The organism is Mesorhizobium sp. B2-3-2 (assembly GCF_006442295.1).
In the GTDB taxonomy this organism is placed as follows: domain Bacteria; phylum Pseudomonadota; class Alphaproteobacteria; order Rhizobiales; family Rhizobiaceae; genus Mesorhizobium.
Window position 1 is genome coordinate 805,984 of sequence record NZ_VFWA01000001.1, and the last position, 15,982, is coordinate 821,965.

The following is a 15,982-nucleotide window of genomic DNA, read 5'->3' on the forward strand; positions in this document are numbered from 1 at the left end:
AACTCCATTCCTCTTATACCTCGCAGCCTAGACGCACAAAACAGGAATGTGACGCTGGAAAATCCTGATCTCTTGTATAAGCTCTGCTTATGCGAAACCTGCGCCACCTCCTTCCCTCGGCGGGCAGCCTGATCGTCTTCGAGGCGGCGGGCCGCCTGTCGAGCTTCACCGCGGCCGGGCGAGAGCTCGGCATGACCCAGGCCGCCGTTTCCTACGCGGTACGCGGGCTGGAGGAACAGCTCGGCGCCAAGCTGTTCCAGCGCCGTCACCGGCAGGTCAGCCTGACGGAGGCCGGCGAGCGTTTCCACGCCGACGTTTCGCTGGGCCTGTCCCACATCCGCAAGTCGGCGGAGGATCTGCGCCTGCAGGCGACCGGAGGCCACGTGACGCTTGCCGCCTCAACCGCCTTCGGTTCCTTCTGGATGATGCCGCGGCTGCAGCAGTTCCGCGACGAACTGCCGGGCATTGATCTGCGCATCCAGACCGCCGACCGCGATCTTGACATCATCGCAGAGGGCATCCCGCTTGCCGTGCGCGGCGGCGAACCGAGGGACTGGCAGGACTATCATTCGCTGCCGCTTGCCGACGAGGAGATATTTCCCGTCGCCGGCACCAGCTACGCGGCGAAGTTCGGCCTGCCCAAATCGGTCGCGGAACTGGCCACGCACCGTCTCATCCATCTCGAGGAGCCCTATCGCGAGGCGGCGAGCTGGAATGAGTGGTTCGAATCGGCCGGCGCCCGTCTCGGCGATACCGCGCGCGGCCTGCGCATCAACGACTACGGGCTGGTAATCCAGGGCGTCATGGAAGGGCAAGGCATCGCGCTCGGCTGGCGCCACCTTGCCGAGCGGATGCTGGCGACGGGACTGTTGGTGCCGGTGACGGACCATGTGCTCAAGACCGGCAAGGCGTTCTACGTCATTTGGCCGAAGAACCGGGAGCTTAGCGAGAACGCCCGCAAGGTACGGGATTGGCTGGCAGCGCAAGCGTGAGGCCGTTCACTGTTTTCGCCGTACTTCACCCTCGCCCGCTCGGCACGAATCCGCCTATACTGTCACCATGCCCATACGCCAGCTCTCCGAAACGATGATCAACCAGATCGCCGCCGGCGAAGTCATCGAGCGTCCGGCAAGCGTGGTGAAGGAACTGGTCGAGAACGCGCTTGATGCCGGTGCGGGAAAGGTCGAGGTCGTCACGTCGGGCGGCGGGTTGAACCTGATCCGTGTCACCGATGACGGCTTCGGCATCCCCGAACAGGAGCTTTCGCTGGCGATCGCACGCCATTGCACCTCCAAGCTTGCCGAAGACATCCATGACATCCGCTCGCTTGGCTTTCGCGGCGAAGCGCTGCCGTCGATCGGCTCGGTATCGCGGCTGTCGATCCGTTCGCGCACAGCTTCATCCCATAGCGCCGCCGAGATCGGCATCGAGGGCGGCAGGATCTCGCCCGTCAGGCCGGCAGCGGCCAATCGCGGCACCACGGTGGAGGTGCGCGACCTTTTCTTCGCCACCCCGGCGAGGCTGAAATTCATGAAAGGCGAGCGCGCCGAAAGCTCGGCGACCAGCGACGTGGTCAAGCGCATCGCGATCGCCTTTCCGACCGTTCGCTTCACGCTTACCGGTTCCGACCGCTCTACGCTGGAATTGCCGGCGACCGAGGACAGCGCGGATGGCCGCCTGCGCCGCATCGCCCAGGTGATGGGGGCCGAATTTCCCAATAATTCCATTGCCATCGATGCGATACGCGAAGGCGTGCGCCTGACCGGTCATGTGTCGATCCCGTCCTTCACCCGCGCCAACGCGTTGCAGCAATATGCCTATGTCAATGGCCGACCGGTGCGCGACAAGCTCATCGCCGGCGCTATCAGAGGCGCCTTCGCCGACGTCCTGCCACGCGACCGCCATGCGGTCACGGTGCTGTTCCTGACGCTCGATCCGGCGATCGTCGACGTAAACGTCCACCCGGCCAAGGCAGATGTCCGCTTCCGCGACCCCGGCCTGGTGCGCGGACTGATCGTCGGCGCCATCCGCCAGGCGCTTGCCGAAGCCGGCATCCGCGCTGCCACTTCCGGTGCCTCCGGCATGATGGCGGCGTTCCGGCCGGGAGCGGCGTCCTACGCTCATGGCGGCCCGGCCAATGGTCATCGCAGCTACGAAGCGGCCTACCACGCCTCGGGCTCTGCCCGTTTCGACCCCGAACGCTCGCCGCAACGGCCACTCGACATGGAGTTCCAGGGTTCAGGATTCGAACGCGCGCGTACAGGAAACGGCGGGTTCGGCGAAAACGAGCAGGCGGCGTTCGATGCCGGCCCGATCGCCAGCGCCGACGCCCGGGCGGGACAGGGCGAAGCGGCGGAGACGCTGCTTGGCACGGTGCTCGGCGCGGCACGGGCGCAGGTGCATGAGAACTACATCGTCGCCCAGACCAGGGACTCACTCGTCATCGTCGACCAGCACGCCGCGCATGAGCGGCTGGTTTACGAGGCCCTGAAGAACGCGCTGCACGCGCGCGCCGTGCCGTCGCAGATGCTGCTTCTGCCGGAGATCGTCGACCTGCCTGAAGAGGACGCCGAACGGCTCGCCATGCATTCCGAAACGCTCGCCCGCTTCGGGCTCGGCATCGAACGTTTCGGGCCGGGCGCCGTCGCCGTGCGCGAGACACCGTCGATGCTGGGCGAAACAAACGTCCAGCAACTGGTGCGCGACCTTGCCGACGAGATCGCCGACAACGACACGGTCGACACGCTGAAGCAAAGGCTGGACAAGATCGCCGCCACCATGGCCTGTCATGGCTCGGTGCGTTCGGGCCGGCTGCTCAAGGCCGAGGAGATGAACGCGCTGCTGCGCCAGATGGAGGCGACGCCCGGCTCCGGCACCTGCAACCACGGCCGCCCGACCTATATCGAACTCAAGCTGGCGGATATCGAGCGGCTGTTCGGGCGGCGATAGCTGACTGCTAAGAGCATCGCCTCAGCGCAGTCCCTGACGATCGACAAGTATCCGGTGAATTTCGATCCGCTCCGGCAGTTCGATCAGGAACTCGGAATCGCGGTCAAGATGGTGGACTTTAGTCGGTTCGCCTTTTGTAAAGGCGGTCATCGCCTGCATGTCGGCCCAATATGAGATGGTTGTGAACCACGTCTCGTCACCACGATCTTCGCGCAGCAATTGGACGCCGAGCGCCGTCTTCTCGAGTGGCGGAATACCCTCGGCGCGCAGATACGGCTCATAGGCGTCGGCGACATCGCGGCGGGTGCGACCGCGCCAGATGCGCGCGATGGTCGGATTGGTCGGCATGATAGTCTCCTTCAGACAGGCTGACAGAAAATGAGCACAACAGGCCCGAGCCTAGGCCGGCAGTCAGCCGTGGACACGCGCCAGGAAATCGCGAACCAGTGGCAACGCGTGGTCAAAATGCGTCTCGAGCAGCCAGTGACCGGCGCCATCGATCAGATGCAGGTCCGCATCGGGCAGATCGCGATAATAGGCAAGCGCTGACGCTGCGGGCATATAGCCGTCCTCTGGCCCCCAGACGATCAGCGTGGGCGGATGGTGAGCGCGCAAATAGGCCTGATAGCGCGAAAACCAGCCGAGATTGGCCTCCAGCTTCTCCATCAGACCGACGGCGATCCGCCGACGAACCGGTGTGTTCATCAATGGCCAGTGAAGGCTCCACAGATCGGGAGGTAGGCGCGTGGCGACGTCGTCCGCAACTTCACCGATGAACTCGGCCCGGAACCCATCCTCGCTCACCGCCGCCTCGAGCGGACGGTGCTTGTCGGGCGTCTTGTCGGCCCACCAGGCCTTGATTGCCGCGTATTTGGGGCCGAGCACATCCTCGTAGATGTCGCCGTTCTGGATAACGAGCGCGCTGATCCGATCCGAATGCGAGATCGCGTGCCGGAGTCCTATCTGGGAGCCATAGTCATGCAGCCATAAGGCGTAGCGCTCGAGACCGAACGCGTCGGCAAGTTTGGCAAGCAGGTCGGCATAGGCGTCGAAATCATAGCCGAAGGCGGCAGGGTCGGGCGTGCCGCTGTATCCGAAGCCGGGCCAGTCGAACGCAATCGTCCGCCAGCGGTCCGCGAGCGCGGGCATCAGTCGGCGGAACTGGAATGAGGAGCAGGGATAGCCGTGCGGCAAGAGCAAGACAGGTGCTTCGGGTGGCCCTGCCTCGCGGTAAAAAATGGATATATCAGCCAGTTGCATGCGTCGGTGCGTCGTTGCACCCACCATTCGGGCCTCCGTCGAATAAACACCGGCTAAACGCCTTCAACTGGGAAACGTTCCGGCATCAATGGTGCGGGCGGCCGGTATGGACCGGATTTCGGACAAAGCGGCGTTCGGGATGATCACGCCGCGTCTCAGCCGGTCGGACAGAGAGCAAGGGAGCAGCGATTCATCTCTTCAAATTCACCACGATGACGCCCCCCAGTGCCAGCGCGCCGCCAAGCAGGCCGAGCAGCGTCGGGACTTCGCCCAGCCAGAAGAAGCCGATCAGGGCGGACATGGGGGAGACCAGATAAAGGAAGTTCGAGGCACGCGCCGCAGGCAGGCGCGAAAGCGCCGTCGCCCAGGCGGCGTAGGCGATCAGGCTCGGCACGACGCCGAGATAGACGACCGCGCCCAGCCCCGCCGTATCGGCGACCGCCGCCTGCGAAAAAGCTGCCGGCAGGAAGGGCGCCAGGCAGAGCGCGCCGAGCACCATATTCGAGGCCGCGATGGTCAGTGGATGGTGGCGGGCAAACAGCGGCTTCTGGACGATGGTGTTGACGGCCGAACAGAGCGCCGATCCCAGAACCAGAAGCGCACCCGTGTCGAAATGCAGGCCCTGTCCGTCGGCCATGGCGATAATGCCGATGCCGCTGAAGGAAATGGCGGTGCCGACCCAGGCCATGGCCGAGAATCGTTCGCCGAGCAGCGCCATCGCCATGATGGCGGTGAAGATCGGGCTGACATTGATGATGAAGCCGGCAGCACCGGCCGAAACCGTCAGCTCGCCGAAATTGAGCATGGCGGTGTAGAGCGCGACGAAAACGGCGCCGCCAAAGGCCAGGCGCCACAACTCGCCTATGCGCGGCAGCGTCGGCCGCCTGACGGCAAGGAAGATCGCCGCAGGTACCGCGGCGATGGCAAAGCGCAGGGCGCCGAGTTCGAGCGGCCCGAAAGCGGCGAGACCAGCCCGGATCGCCGGAAAGGCCGAGGCCCAGCCAACCACCGTCAGCGCCACCGCTATGGCGGCTGTGGTGTCCATCCGCTGTGCTGGATTCAACGTGCTCGTCATCGCCCTCATCTCACCGGTCTCCCGTTCTTTCGCCTCTCGACGCGGAGAAAACGCCTTTTCGGACCAATTGACAAACGACCAAATCGAGGGTCAGCTGTGACTATGAATCACAGCTTAGACGGCATCTTGCCGCTCGAGACACTGCGCGCCTTCGATGCTGCGGCACGCACGGGGAGTTTTTCGGCAGCCGCGCAGAGGCTAAACCTCACCCATGGCGCTGTCAGCCGGCAGATTGCCAAGCTGGAGGACTGGCTTGGCCTGAAGGTTTTCGAACGCGGGGCGCGCGGCGTGACGCTGACGAACGAAGGCAATCGCCTGCATCTCAGGACCACCGAAGCCTTTGCGTTGATCTCGGTCAATTCGGATCGTTGGGTTGAACCACGCGGCACCGCAGTGGTGCGGCTGGCCTCGATCCCATCGGTGAGCGGCCTTTGGCTGATGCCACGCATGGCTGCGCTTGAGAACGATCCCACCCGCCTGCGCATCGTGCTGGACGTCGACAACCGCCAGGCCGACCTCGCCGACGAAGGCATCGATCTGTCGGTTCGCTGCGGACGCGGCCGCATCCCGGGCCGCGTTTCGATGCAGTTGTTCGAGGAGTATCTATTTCCCATCGCCTCGCCGAGCCTCGCGCGGGAGATCGGCGGCGGCGATCCGGCCCGGCTGCTCAAATTCCCGCTGATCAACGATTCCGACGCATCCGGCTGGCGCGCCTGGTTCGCCGCGCAGGACATGGATTACCGGCCGCGCCCGCAGGATCGCCGCTTCGAAGACTACAATCTGGTGCTCGACGCCGCCGCACACGGCCTGGGCATCGCGCTGGCACGCCCGCCGCTCACCGAACACCAGATACGGTCGGGGCGCGTCGTGGCCGTCGACGACCGCGTTGTTCTCAATCCCGTTTCCTACTGGCTCGATCGTCCCGCCGGGAGGCCCCGCGCCGCTGCCGCCGACCTGTCGCGCCGCATCGCGGCGCATGCCGGCGTATCGGCGGAAAGGATCGAACACTTCATCGAAGCCGACACGTAGGTTTCAGCGAATGGCCAGCCAGGCAAATGCGATGAGCGCGGCAACCAGCAGGCCCGTTGCGATGGGGCCGATGCCGACCGCGCCTTGTTCGCGATTCCCTGGTGCGGCGTCCTTTGGTTGGCCGGCCATGCGCCCGGGCACCGCATTGTCGGCCGACGCCTTTTGCACCACAGAAATCTGCGGCGAGACGAACGCCAGCCATGAGAGCAGTGCGGGCCGGGCAGCGCCGGCGTCTTCGGATTTTGTCACGGCCACCGGCACGACGCGCTGAGCCTCGTCACCTGGCGACGCCTGCTTGCGCGCCGCAATCTCGGGAACGGTCTTTCCGGCGGTGTCCATGTCCGGCTCCATCACGGCCTGGTAGGCCCTTACGATCTGCTGTGCGGCCAATTGCTGCGACGTCGCGGCCGGCGCGGGCGGCAAGGCCGCCAGCGTTTCCACGGCCGGTTGCGCGCGCAAGGCCGGCAGCGGCGGTCGCAACGCCACCTTGACCAGCGCCGCGCTGACCGCATCGGGTTTCGCCAACGGCACCGCCTGCGGCGTCATCGCCTCCTTAAGCAAGGAAGCCAGCCGAGCGGAAGAAACGTCCATCATGTTCCCACCAATGGTACTCTTCGGCTCATCAAATAGGATATCAGCATTGCCTCGAGCTTGTCCCATGCTTGACCTTGCCGGCAATTTGTGGCGATGAACTCGGCATGAAACTCGGCACTAAAGCATGATGAACCGTTTCGAAGGCCCCGGCGGCAAGGAAGCCCGTATCCGCTATCTCGACGGCGACTTCCAGGTGACGAGTCCCGGCGCGTTCGTGCGCTGCGCCGTGACCGGCGAAAGCATTCCGCTCGACGAGCTGAAATACTGGAGCGTCGAGAGGCAGGAGCCCTACATCAACGCCGCGGCCTCGTTGCGCCGCGAGATCGAGGCGCACCCGGAATTGCGCAAGCGAAGCTAACGCTTAAGCTTACGCTGGCGCCAGGCATCGAGCGTCTCCTCGATGATACGTTCAGGCACGTGGTCGAGCTCGAAGACCGCGTCGATTTCCAGCACGTCGAGACGATCGAGAAAGTCCTGCGAAGCGCCATGGCGCAGCCGGGCTGCGTCCTTGGCGGTCGTGATCAGCCCGAGCCCTCCGGCGCGCGCGGTGGCCACCAGTTCGGCAAGCTCATCCTCGGCATAGAAATGATGATCCGGAAACGGCCGCTTCAAAGCCACCTCGCCACCGGCCTCCTCTACCGTGTCGAAGAATTTTTCGGGATGGCCGATGCCGGCGAAGGCAAGATAGCGTTTGCCGGCGAGGCGTTCCTTGCCGCTCGGCTCGGTGTGAGCCTCGAAGATCGGGCGGCCGGCGCGCGCCGCCTGGCGCACCACCGCGTCGGCGGCGGTGCCGTGACCCATCTTCAACAACCCGCTGGTGAAGACCAGTTGATCGACGACCCTGGCCCTGAGCGGTCCGCCCGGGATGACACGGCCGTTGCCGATGCCGTAGCGCGCATCGACGACGACCAGCGCATAGTCGATATGGATGCGAGCGCTCTGGAAGCCATCATCCATGATCAGGAAATCGCAGCCATGGTTTTCCATGAGCAGCCGGGCACCGGCGGCGCGGTGCGGCGTCACTGCCACGGGCGCGTGTTCGGCCAGCAGCAGCGGCTCGTCACCGACATGCCTGGCGCTGTCGTGTTTGATGTCGACGACATGCGGCTCGGCGAAGGAGCCGCCATGGCCGCGCGACAGGAAACCGGGTTTGAGCCGCATGCGCCTGGCGTGTTCGGCCATGGCGATCGCCACCGGCGTCTTGCCCGTCCCGCCGACGGTGAAATTGCCGATGCACAGAACCGGCGCTTCGATCTTCTCGCGCCTCGCCCGCCGCATGCCACGGCCGGCGACAAATGCATAGGCGGCCGACAGCGGCGACAGCGCGAAAACGCGCCAGTCCGGCTCCTCCCACCAGAATGGCGGTGCTTCGGAGGCCATCTTAGCGCCCGTTCGCGCCCTTCAGGCGCGCCTTGACGACCAGTGGCTGGATATAGGGCTCAAGCGATTTCAGCGTGCACGCCAGCGCGCCGCGCATCTCATCGACGGTCGCGGCGCCGGCAGCCATCATCTCATGGCGCGCCACTTCGTTGGTGAGCAGGAAGTTGACGGCACCGGCCAGCATGTCGCGGTCGCGCACCAGCTTGGCGCCGCCGCTGTCGAGCAGGCGCTGGTAGGCCTCGCGGAAATTCTGCACGTTGCGTCCGGCAAGGACCGCCGTCTCGAGCATGGCCGGTTCGAGCGGGTTCTGGCCGCCTTCGGAGGTGAGCGAACGGCCGACAAAGGCAATCTCGGTCAGCCTGAGGTAGAGCCCCATCTCGCCGATCGTATCTCCGAGCAGGATGTCGACATCGGCCCCGATCCTGTCGGCCTTGCTGCGCCGCGCGACCTTGAGGCCCATGCTGGAAATCTGCTCGGCCAAGGCCTCTGCACGGGCGGGATGGCGCGGGACGACGATCGTCAGCAGGCCATGGTGACGCTTGTGCAGCATCGCATGAACCTCGGCGGCGACGACTTCCTCGCCGTCATGGGTGGAGATCGCCGCCCAGGTCGGACGGCCGCCAATCTGCCGCTGCAAGATGGCCAGCGCCCGTTCGTCGACCGGCGGCGGGTTGGTGTCGACCTTGAGATTGCCGGAGACGGTTACCGGCCGGGCGCCGAGCGCGCGGAAACGCTCGCCGTCGACATCGGACTGGGCAACGACATGGGCAAGGTTCTCGAACAGCGCCTCGGCGATGTTGGGGCGCTTCTTCCAGGACGTGAAGGAGCGGTCGGACAGCCTGCCATTGACCAGAACCTGCGGCACGTGGCGGGCGCCAAGCTCGAGAATCGTCATCGGCCAGATCTCGGATTCGGCGATGATCGCCAGATCCGGCTTCCAATGGTCGAGGAAACGGCTGACCGCCGGCTTGAGGTCGAGTGGCACATATTGGTGGATGATGCGGTCGCCCAATCTCTCGTCGGCGACCTTGGCCGACGTTACGGTGCCGGTCGTCAGCACGATATTGACGCCGTAGTCGAGTATGCTCTCGACCAGGGGAACGACAGCTATGGTTTCGCCGACGCTCGCGGCATGGATCCAGATAACAGGCCCATCGGGGCGAGGCCGGCCGGCGACGCCGTAGCGTTCGCGGCGGCGGTTGCGGTCTTCCTTACCGCGCGAGGTGCGCCAGGCAACATAGGGTCCGACCAGCGGATAGGCGACAGCGCCCGCCAAACGATATGCCGACAGCATTGTGCGCGCCCAGCGACCGCTCATCGCGGGGCATCCACGAGACGGTAGGCCTCGGCGGTCGCGGCATTGAGCGCGGCCGTCACTTCCAGGCGCTTGCGCTCCATTTCGGCGTCATCGGCATTGGCCGGCACAAAAACCGGTGTACCAATGATGATGGACGAGCGGCCGAACGGCAGGTTGATGGTCGTCTTGTCCCAGCTCTTCTCCAGCACCTTGCGGCGGCTGGTGGCAATGGCCGCCGGCAGGATCGGTCGGCCGGAGAGCCGCGCCAGGAGCACGATGCCAAGCCCCGCATCGCGCGGCGTGCCATGGGGGATGTCAGCGATCATGGCAACGTTTTTGCCGGCGACGAGCGACTTTTTCAGGGCGATCAGTGCCTTGGCGCCGCCCTTGTCGAGATGTTTGGCGTTATCGCGCCCGCCGGATCCGCGTACGGCTTCAATGCCGAATCTCTCGATCATCAGGGCGTTGAGCTCGGCATCGGCGCTGCGCGACACCATGGCGACCAACGGCCTGCCCTTGGGGTAGTAGGCCGGCGTCAACAGATGCTGGCCGTGCCAAAGCGCAATGATGCCCGGCTCGAACTGGGCATAGGCACCGCCGGTCAATTTCGCCGAGCCGTCGACGACGCGGTTGGTCAGGCGCACCAGCCGAACGAACTGCGCCAGCAGGCCGACGATGATGTTCTTGACGAATCGCGACTGCGCCAACGGCTTGCGGATCCTGCGCCAGAAGGCCTTGGTGGCCCGGCTGCGGCCCCGGCCCGTCGGCGTAGCCTGGCCGGGCGGCGCTTTCGCCAGATCATTGTCCATCGAAGTCAACCGACAGCCTTGTGGTCGGGGTCCAGGAGCCGATGCAGGTGCACGACGAAATAACGCATATGGGCATTGTCCACGCTGGCCTGCGCCTTGGCTTTCCATACCGTATGGGCGGATTGATAGTCGGGATAGATGCCGACGATGTCGAGCGCGTCGAGATCGCGGAATTCGGTGCCGCCAAGCTTCTTCAGTTCGCCACCGAACACCAGGTGCAAAAGCTGTTTCTTTCCGTCTTCCGCGGCCATTTCGGTCCTTCACATATTGTGAGTTTGTGACAGGTCTAGACCAAAGCCGCCGACTTTGGAACCTTCGATAGCGCTTTCAATCACCTAGTCCGGCAATGACACCCACCAGCACCGCCAGCAACTCACCGCTGCCGGCGGCGAGCGCGCCGTGGCGGGTCACCTCGCCGGCATAGAGCGGCGCGCGGCCATGCGGGTCGAGCAACAGGCCGCCCGCCTCGCGCAGGATAAGGTCGGCGGCGGCGATATCCCAGTCGTGCGCGTTCGGCTTGACGAAAGTGGCGTCGAGCGTGCCATTGGCGATCATCGCCAGGCGGTAGGCAAGCGAAGGACTGTAAGGCGCCCGCTTCAACCGTTCCTGCCAGCCGGTCGGTATCCTGTCGAGCAACTGCTTCAACCCGGAAATTTCGGCCTTGTCGCCGGGCTGGCGCACCGTGATGCGCCTGCCGTTGCGGAAGGCACCCTGGCCAGGCAGCGCCCAGTAAGTCTCGTTGAGCGCCGGACATTCGAGTACGCCGGCAAGCGAGCGGCCATGCTCGACGACCGCAACGCTGACGCACCAGGTGCGCTGGCCTTCCAGGAAGCCGCGCGTTCCGTCGATCGGATCGACGACAAAGGTTCGGCGCGCCGAAAGCCGTACTGGATCGTCGACCGTCTCCTCGGACAGCCAGCCATAATCCGGCCGCGCCGCAAGCAGGGTCTGGCGAAGATACGCATCGGCGGCATGATCGGCCTCGCTGACCGGCGAGGTGCCGCCTTTCATCCAGACTTGCGGACTGTTGCCGAAGTAGCGCATCGCGATGGCGCCCGCCTCGCGGGCAGCATCGCGCAGTAGCGGCAGATCCTCCGTGGCGCCGGTCGTGGTCAGATCATGCTCCGGCAAGGGTCATGCCTTCGATCAGCAGCGTAGGGGCAGCGGTGCCGAAATTGCGATCGAGGTCGCTTGCCGGCACCATGTTGAGGAACATCGTCTTCAGGTTGGAGGCGATCGTGACTTCGGCGACGGGATAGGCAAGCTGGCCGTTGTCGATCCAGAACCCGGAAGCGCCGCGGCTGTATTCGCCGGTCACCATGTCGACACCTTGCCCGAACACCTCGGTGACGTAGAAGCCGGTCTTCAGCGACGCAATCAGTTCTTCCGGCGAGCGCTCACCCGGCTCGATGGCAAGATTGGTCGAAGACGGCGAGACGGAGGAGCCGCTGCGCGAACCGCGTCCATTGGTGACAAGACCCAGTTCTCGCGCCGCCGAGGTCGACAGGAACCAGTGGTTGAGCACGCCGTTCTCGACCATCAAAAGCTTGTCGCCTTCGACACCTTCGCCGTCGAACGGACGCGAGGCCTGGCCGCGCCGCCTCAGCGGCTCGTCGGTAACGGTAATGGCCGATGCAGCCACCTTTTTGCCCATCATGTCGCGCAGGAACGACGTCCTACGTGCGACGGCAGCGCCGTTGATGGCGCCCGCGAGATGGCCGGCAATGCCGCGCGCCACGCGCGGATCGAACACCACGTCGACCTGTCCGGTCGCGGCCTTGCGAGCGCCGAGGCGGCGCACGGCGCGTTCCCCGGCCTTGCGGCCTATGTCTTCCGGCGCGTCCAGGTCGGCAAAATGCTGGCGCGAGGAGAATTCATAATCGCGTTCCATGCCGGTACCCTCGCCGGCGATGACGCTCGTGGAGCGCGAGAAGCGCGAGGCGACATAATGGCCGAGGAAGCCGTGCGAGGTGGCCAATACCAGCCCTCCGAGCCCGGCGCTGGCATTGCTGCCCGCCGAATTGGTCACGCCTTTGACGGCCAGAGCCGCCGCTTCCGCGGCCAATGCCGCTTCCTTCAACTGGTCGGCCGATACTTCTGTTGTATCGAACAGGTCGAGATCGCGCGTCTGCCTGGCCAGCAGCGCCGGATCCGCGAGGCCCTGGTTGGGATCTTCGGGAGAGACCCTGGCCATGGCGACGGCACGTTCGGCAAGCGCCTTCGGGTCGGACGCGGCAGTCGCGGAAACACTTGCCACCCGCTGGCCGACAAAGACGCGCAGTGAAACGTCGTCGCCTTCCGACGCCTCGGTGTTTTCGACCTTGCCCAGCCGCACCGACACGCCGGTCGAGCGGCCACGCACCGCGACGGCATCGGCGGCATCGGCGCCGGCTTTTTTGGCAGCCTCGACCAAAGCCGCGACGCGGTCGGTCAATCTTGATGCGTCCGATATATCGCTCATGCGCGTGATCCTGCTGTTGCGGCCGGCCCGGAAGCCGCCGTCCCCCATCTATTGTTCCGGTCCGGCTTGTGCAATGGCACAAGCTTCAATCAGAATGCATCGGTTCAGCCGCCCATCGCGAAGCGCGGCACCGCATCGCCAGCACGGAGCATTTCCAATGACGCCTTTCCATCTTGCCTTCCCGGTCCGTGATCTCGATGAAACACGCGCTTTCTATGGCGAGGTGCTGGGTTGCGCCATCGGCCGCTCTTCGGAGACCTGGGTCGATTTCGATCTGTTCGGCCACCAGATGTCGGCGCATCTGCGGCCACGGGCCGCGCCGGCCGCCAGTGACGGGAAGGTCGACGGCATGGCGGTGCCGATCCCGCATTTCGGCGCCGTGCTTCTGATGGACGACTGGCAGCGGCTTGCCGCGCGGCTGGAGGCACGCGCCGACATAGACTGGCTGGAGCGGCCGATGATCCGCTTCAAGGGAGAGCCCGGCGAACAGGCGACGCTGTTCATCCGCGATCCCTCGGGCAATGCATTGGAATTCAAGGGTTTTCGTTCGCTGGAGCAGATTTTCGCGCATTGAGACGGCGCAAGCCGTGGCGCGCGGACTCAGGACTCGGCAACAGGCGTCCAGATCACATCCTCGATTTTTTGCGCGCCCGTGGCCAGCATCGCCAGCCTGTCGAAGCCGAGCGCGATGCCGCTGGCCTGTGGCATGACCGCAAGTGCCGCGAGAAAATCCTCGTCCAGCGGATAGCGCTCGCCATAGACTCGCTCTTTCTCGTCCATTTCCATGATAAAGCGCCGGCGCTGCTCGTCGGCGTCCGTCAACTCGCCAAAGCCGTTGGCGAGTTCGACGCCGCAGCAATAGAGCTCGAAGCGCTCGGCAACGCGGGGGTCGCGTGGGCTCGGTCGCGCCAGAGCCGCCTCCGCGACCGGATACTCGCACAGGATGGTCGCGCGGCCGATACCGAGGTTGGGCTCGATCTTCTCCACCATCACCCGGCTGAACAGGTCGGCCCAGCCGTCGTCGGGCGCGGTACGCAGGCCGGCACCGGTCAGGGCCTGATGGAGCGAATCGCGGTCGGTGACGCCATCGGCGCAGACCGTCGCAAGCAGATCGATGCCGGCATGGCGGGCGAAGGCGTCCGCCACCGTCAGTCGCTCTGGCTCTGCGAAAGGATCGCAGTCGCGGCCGCGAAAGCTGAAACGCGTGGCCCCTGCCCTTGTCGCGGCCAGCGCCAGCAGATCCGCGCAATCCCGCATCAGGCTCTCATAGGTTTCGCCGACCCTGTACCATTCGAGCATGGTGAATTCGGGATGGTGCAAAGGGCCACGCTCGCGGTTGCGATAGACCGGGCCGAAGCTGAAGATCCTGGTCTCGCCGGCGGCGAGCAGCTTCTTGCAGGCGAATTCCGGCGACGTGTGCAGATAGAGCGGCTTGCGCTGCCCGTCCGGCGCGACCGCCTCGGTTGCGAAGGCCGCCAGATGCGCCTCATTGCCGGGCGATATCTGCAGGGCCGATGCCTGCACCTCGATGAAATCGCGGCGGGCGAACCAGTCACGCAAGGCGGCGGCAAGGCCGTTGCGCAGCATCAGGCGCGGGCGGCGATCGGCATGGACATGCGGCGTCCACCAGGGCGAAGCGCCGGTCATGGGCGGTTTGAAGGCGCGCTGGTTCGCGTTGGGGGCTGGCGGTTCGCGCCGAGATGCGCTAGGCCCCCATCCAGCGCCGCGCAAGCCGGCAAACGCCCGTCAACTCTCGCAGGATGAAAAACCGTGGTGAAAGTCATCGCCAGTTCGCTCCGCAAAGGCAATGTCGTCGACAAGGACGGCAAGCTTTATGTGATCCTCTTTGCCGAAAACATCCACCCAGGCAAGGGCACGCCCGTGACGCAGCTCGACATGCGCCGCATTGGCGACGGGGTGAAGGTTTCGGAGCGCTACCGCACCACCGAACAGGTGGAGCGCGCCTATGTCGAGGAGCGCGAGCACACCTTCCTCTACGCCGACGGCGAAGGCTATCACTTCATGAACCCCGAGACCTACGACCAGGTGGCGGTGTCGGAAGCCGTTGTCGGCGATGCCGCCCCCTATTTGCAGGAAGGCATGCCGGTTCAGGTCTCGCAGTTCAACGGCATCGCCATCTCCCTGGTGCTGCCGCAGCGCGCTACGTTCGAAGTGGTCGAGACCGAGCCGACGACCAAGGGCCAGACGGCGTCCTCTTCCTACAAGCCCGCCCTGCTCTCCAACGGCGTGCGCACCGCCGTGCCGCCGCACATCGCTCCAGGCACCCGCGTGGTGGTGATGACGGCCGATGGATCCTATGTGGAGCGGGCGAAGGACTGAGGGGCTAGCGTCGCGAGCTTTTCAGCCGGACCCTATTTTTTAGCCGCTGACGATGAGCGGCGGCATCGCCAATTGGCGCCGGCCGAGGCCGACGCTGCCCGGCCAAACAACAAGCGCAGCGTTATTTCCAGAAGCGTGTCGCACAAAGCCATCATCGTTCGTCCTTGTGGAAAGGAGAACGCCAATGAGAAAGCTTATCGTCACCGAATTCATCAGCGTCGACGGAATCGCCGAGGTCGAGAAACTTCCCGGTGTGACCTGGAACGACGAGATGAACAGGTTCAAGGAAGAAGAGCTCGCCGACAGCGGCGCCATGCTTTTGGGGCGCACGACCTACGAGATCTTCGCCGGCTCTTGGCCGAGCGAAACCGGAGGCTTCGCCGACCGGTTCAACGCGCTGCCGAAATATGTCGCGTCCAGCAGTTTGAAGGTGCTCGACTGGAAACCGGCCGAGCTGCTCAGGGGGCCGCTGCCGGAGGCGGTCAGGACACTGAAGCAAGGTAGCGGCGGCAACATCTATGTGCATGGCAGCCTCAGCGTCGCGCAGGAACTGTTGCGCCATGGTCTGGTCGACCGCGTCAGGCTGCTCAGCTATCCCGGCACCGTCGGCCAAGGCAAAAAACTGTTTCCGGCCGGCGATCCGGTGTCGCTTGAGTTGATTTACGCCAAGCCATTCAGCAACGGCGTGGTGGCGCTGGAGTATGCGCCGGTGCTGGCGAAATCGTAATCGGTTAGAGTGCCCTTCTTCCAGACTGGAGGGCGCATGGCTTTCGGGATCAAAGCTATAG

18 protein-coding genes are annotated in these 15,982 nt (G+C 64.9%); 7 read left to right on the forward strand and 11 right to left on the reverse strand.

The window, feature by feature from the left end; translation table 11 throughout:
- Window positions 1-89: 89 nt before the first annotated feature.
- Both FJ964_RS03960 and mutL read left to right on the forward strand, forming a co-directional pair.
- On the forward strand, window positions 90-992 hold the full coding sequence (locus FJ964_RS03960; protein ID WP_140549163.1) for a LysR substrate-binding domain-containing protein: 903 nt from the start codon (window positions 90-92) through the stop codon (window positions 990-992).
- A gap of 67 nt (window positions 993-1,059) precedes the next feature.
- Window positions 1,060-2,949 carry a DNA mismatch repair endonuclease MutL gene (gene mutL / locus FJ964_RS03965; protein WP_140549164.1) on the forward strand — a complete coding sequence of 630 codons (1,890 nt, stop codon included), beginning with the start codon at window positions 1,060-1,062 and terminating at the stop codon, window positions 2,947-2,949.
- Window positions 2,950-2,970: 21 nt separating this feature from the next.
- Here the strand turns inward: mutL and FJ964_RS03970 are convergent, their stop codons facing one another.
- The 3 genes from FJ964_RS03970 to FJ964_RS03980 all read right to left on the reverse strand — a co-directional run bounded on the left by FJ964_RS03970 (window position 2,971) and on the right by FJ964_RS03980 (window position 5,293).
- On the reverse strand, window positions 2,971-3,297 hold the full coding sequence (locus FJ964_RS03970; RefSeq protein WP_140549165.1) for a hypothetical protein: 327 nt from the start codon (window positions 3,295-3,297) through the stop codon (window positions 2,971-2,973).
- Between the two features lie 63 nt (window positions 3,298-3,360).
- Window positions 3,361-4,236 carry an alpha/beta hydrolase gene (locus tag FJ964_RS03975; RefSeq protein WP_140549166.1) on the reverse strand — a complete coding sequence of 292 codons (876 nt, stop codon included), beginning with the start codon at window positions 4,234-4,236 and terminating at the stop codon, window positions 3,361-3,363.
- 163 nt (window positions 4,237-4,399) lie between these two features.
- Window positions 4,400-5,293 carry an EamA family transporter gene (locus FJ964_RS03980; protein WP_140549167.1) on the reverse strand — a complete coding sequence of 298 codons (894 nt, stop codon included), beginning with the start codon at window positions 5,291-5,293 and terminating at the stop codon, window positions 4,400-4,402.
- A gap of 93 nt (window positions 5,294-5,386) precedes the next feature.
- Here FJ964_RS03980 and FJ964_RS03985 point away from each other — a divergent pair, with 93 nt between their 5' ends.
- Entirely contained in the window at window positions 5,387-6,313 is a 927-nt protein-coding gene (locus FJ964_RS03985; protein ID WP_140549168.1) for a LysR substrate-binding domain-containing protein, read from the forward strand.
- A 3-nt stretch (window positions 6,314-6,316) separates the two neighbouring features.
- Here FJ964_RS03985 and FJ964_RS03990 read toward each other — a convergent pair whose 3' ends face one another.
- Window positions 6,317-6,859, reverse strand: coding sequence for a hypothetical protein (locus FJ964_RS03990; protein WP_140549169.1), 543 nt, complete (start codon window positions 6,857-6,859; stop codon window positions 6,317-6,319).
- 172 nt (window positions 6,860-7,031) lie between these two features.
- Between FJ964_RS03990 and FJ964_RS03995 the strand changes: the two genes are divergently transcribed.
- Complete coding sequence (locus FJ964_RS03995; RefSeq protein WP_140494196.1) at window positions 7,032-7,265, forward strand: DUF2093 domain-containing protein; 234 nt, start codon at window positions 7,032-7,034, stop codon at window positions 7,263-7,265.
- On the opposite strand, the gene lpxK is transcribed toward FJ964_RS03995, so the two are convergent.
- From lpxK to FJ964_RS04025, 6 genes are all read right to left on the reverse strand, one after another.
- Window positions 7,262-8,287 (reverse strand): tetraacyldisaccharide 4'-kinase, encoded by a 1,026-nt coding sequence (lpxK, locus tag FJ964_RS04000; RefSeq protein WP_140549170.1) that lies wholly within the window; start codon window positions 8,285-8,287, stop codon window positions 7,262-7,264. The genes FJ964_RS03995 and lpxK overlap by 4 nt on opposite strands.
- A gap of 1 nt (window position 8,288) precedes the next feature.
- Window positions 8,289-9,605 carry a lipid IV(A) 3-deoxy-D-manno-octulosonic acid transferase gene (waaA, locus tag FJ964_RS04005; protein WP_140549171.1) on the reverse strand — a complete coding sequence of 439 codons (1,317 nt, stop codon included), beginning with the start codon at window positions 9,603-9,605 and terminating at the stop codon, window positions 8,289-8,291.
- Window positions 9,602-10,393, reverse strand: a complete 792-nt coding sequence (locus tag FJ964_RS04010; RefSeq protein WP_140549172.1) for a lysophospholipid acyltransferase family protein — start codon at window positions 10,391-10,393, stop codon at window positions 9,602-9,604. The genes waaA and FJ964_RS04010 overlap by 4 nt, the downstream gene beginning before the upstream one ends.
- Window positions 10,394-10,398: 5 nt before the next feature.
- Complete coding sequence (locus FJ964_RS04015) at window positions 10,399-10,644, reverse strand: DUF4170 domain-containing protein (RefSeq protein WP_140549173.1); 246 nt, start codon at window positions 10,642-10,644, stop codon at window positions 10,399-10,401.
- A gap of 76 nt (window positions 10,645-10,720) precedes the next feature.
- The gene (locus FJ964_RS04020; protein WP_140549174.1) at window positions 10,721-11,524 is read right to left on the reverse strand and encodes a 3'(2'),5'-bisphosphate nucleotidase CysQ; all 804 of its coding nucleotides are present in this window, start codon (window positions 11,522-11,524) and stop codon (window positions 10,721-10,723) included.
- Window positions 11,511-12,854 (reverse strand): TldD/PmbA family protein, encoded by a 1,344-nt coding sequence (locus FJ964_RS04025; protein WP_140549175.1) that lies wholly within the window; start codon window positions 12,852-12,854, stop codon window positions 11,511-11,513. Before FJ964_RS04025 ends, FJ964_RS04020 begins: the two co-directional genes overlap by 14 nt.
- A 157-nt stretch (window positions 12,855-13,011) precedes the next feature.
- On the opposite strand from FJ964_RS04025, the gene FJ964_RS04030 reads away from it, so the two are divergent.
- Entirely contained in the window at window positions 13,012-13,428 is a 417-nt protein-coding gene (locus FJ964_RS04030; protein ID WP_140549176.1) for a VOC family protein, read from the forward strand.
- Between the two features lie 26 nt (window positions 13,429-13,454).
- Here FJ964_RS04030 and epmA read toward each other — a convergent pair whose 3' ends face one another.
- Entirely contained in the window at window positions 13,455-14,501 is a 1,047-nt protein-coding gene (gene epmA / locus FJ964_RS04035) for an EF-P lysine aminoacylase EpmA (RefSeq protein WP_140549177.1), read from the reverse strand.
- Between the two features lie 123 nt (window positions 14,502-14,624).
- Between epmA and efp the strand changes: the two genes are divergently transcribed.
- Both efp and FJ964_RS04045 read left to right on the forward strand, forming a co-directional pair.
- Entirely contained in the window at window positions 14,625-15,194 is a 570-nt protein-coding gene (gene efp, locus FJ964_RS04040) for an elongation factor P (protein ID WP_140494213.1), read from the forward strand.
- A 184-nt stretch (window positions 15,195-15,378) separates the two neighbouring features.
- A complete protein-coding gene (locus FJ964_RS04045; protein ID WP_140549178.1) occupies window positions 15,379-15,921 on the forward strand; it encodes a dihydrofolate reductase family protein in 543 nt (180 codons plus the stop codon).
- The last annotated feature ends 61 nt before the right edge of the window (window positions 15,922-15,982 follow it).

Excerpts from the sequence above, each read along its gene's own strand:
- lpxK (WP_140549170.1), bottom strand. The coding sequence starts at position 8,287 with ATGGCCTCCGAAGCACCGCCATTCTGGTGGGAGGAGCCGGACTGGCGC.
- FJ964_RS03980 (WP_140549167.1), bottom strand. The coding sequence starts at position 5,293 with ATGAGGGCGATGACGAGCACGTTGAATCCAGCACAGCGGATGGACACC.
- FJ964_RS03995 (WP_140494196.1), top strand. The coding sequence starts at position 7,032 with ATGATGAACCGTTTCGAAGGCCCCGGCGGCAAGGAAGCCCGTATCCGC.
- FJ964_RS03975 (WP_140549166.1), bottom strand. The coding sequence starts at position 4,236 with ATGGTGGGTGCAACGACGCACCGACGCATGCAACTGGCTGATATATCC.
- FJ964_RS04045 (WP_140549178.1), top strand. The coding sequence starts at position 15,379 with ATGAGAAAGCTTATCGTCACCGAATTCATCAGCGTCGACGGAATCGCC.
- epmA (WP_140549177.1), bottom strand. The coding sequence starts at position 14,501 with ATGACCGGCGCTTCGCCCTGGTGGACGCCGCATGTCCATGCCGATCGC.
- FJ964_RS04030 (WP_140549176.1), top strand. The coding sequence starts at position 13,012 with ATGACGCCTTTCCATCTTGCCTTCCCGGTCCGTGATCTCGATGAAACA.
- FJ964_RS04015 (WP_140549173.1), bottom strand. The coding sequence starts at position 10,644 with ATGGCCGCGGAAGACGGAAAGAAACAGCTTTTGCACCTGGTGTTCGGT.
- FJ964_RS03990 (WP_140549169.1), bottom strand. The coding sequence starts at position 6,859 with ATGACGCCGCAGGCGGTGCCGTTGGCGAAACCCGATGCGGTCAGCGCG.
- FJ964_RS04025 (WP_140549175.1), bottom strand. The coding sequence starts at position 12,854 with ATGAGCGATATATCGGACGCATCAAGATTGACCGACCGCGTCGCGGCT.
- FJ964_RS03985 (WP_140549168.1), top strand. The coding sequence starts at position 5,387 with ATGAATCACAGCTTAGACGGCATCTTGCCGCTCGAGACACTGCGCGCC.
- waaA (WP_140549171.1), bottom strand. The coding sequence starts at position 9,605 with ATGAGCGGTCGCTGGGCGCGCACAATGCTGTCGGCATATCGTTTGGCG.
- mutL (WP_140549164.1), top strand. The coding sequence starts at position 1,060 with ATGCCCATACGCCAGCTCTCCGAAACGATGATCAACCAGATCGCCGCC.
- FJ964_RS04010 (WP_140549172.1), bottom strand. The coding sequence starts at position 10,393 with ATGGACAATGATCTGGCGAAAGCGCCGCCCGGCCAGGCTACGCCGACG.
- FJ964_RS03970 (WP_140549165.1), bottom strand. The coding sequence starts at position 3,297 with ATGCCGACCAATCCGACCATCGCGCGCATCTGGCGCGGTCGCACCCGC.
- FJ964_RS03960 (WP_140549163.1), top strand. The coding sequence starts at position 90 with ATGCGAAACCTGCGCCACCTCCTTCCCTCGGCGGGCAGCCTGATCGTC.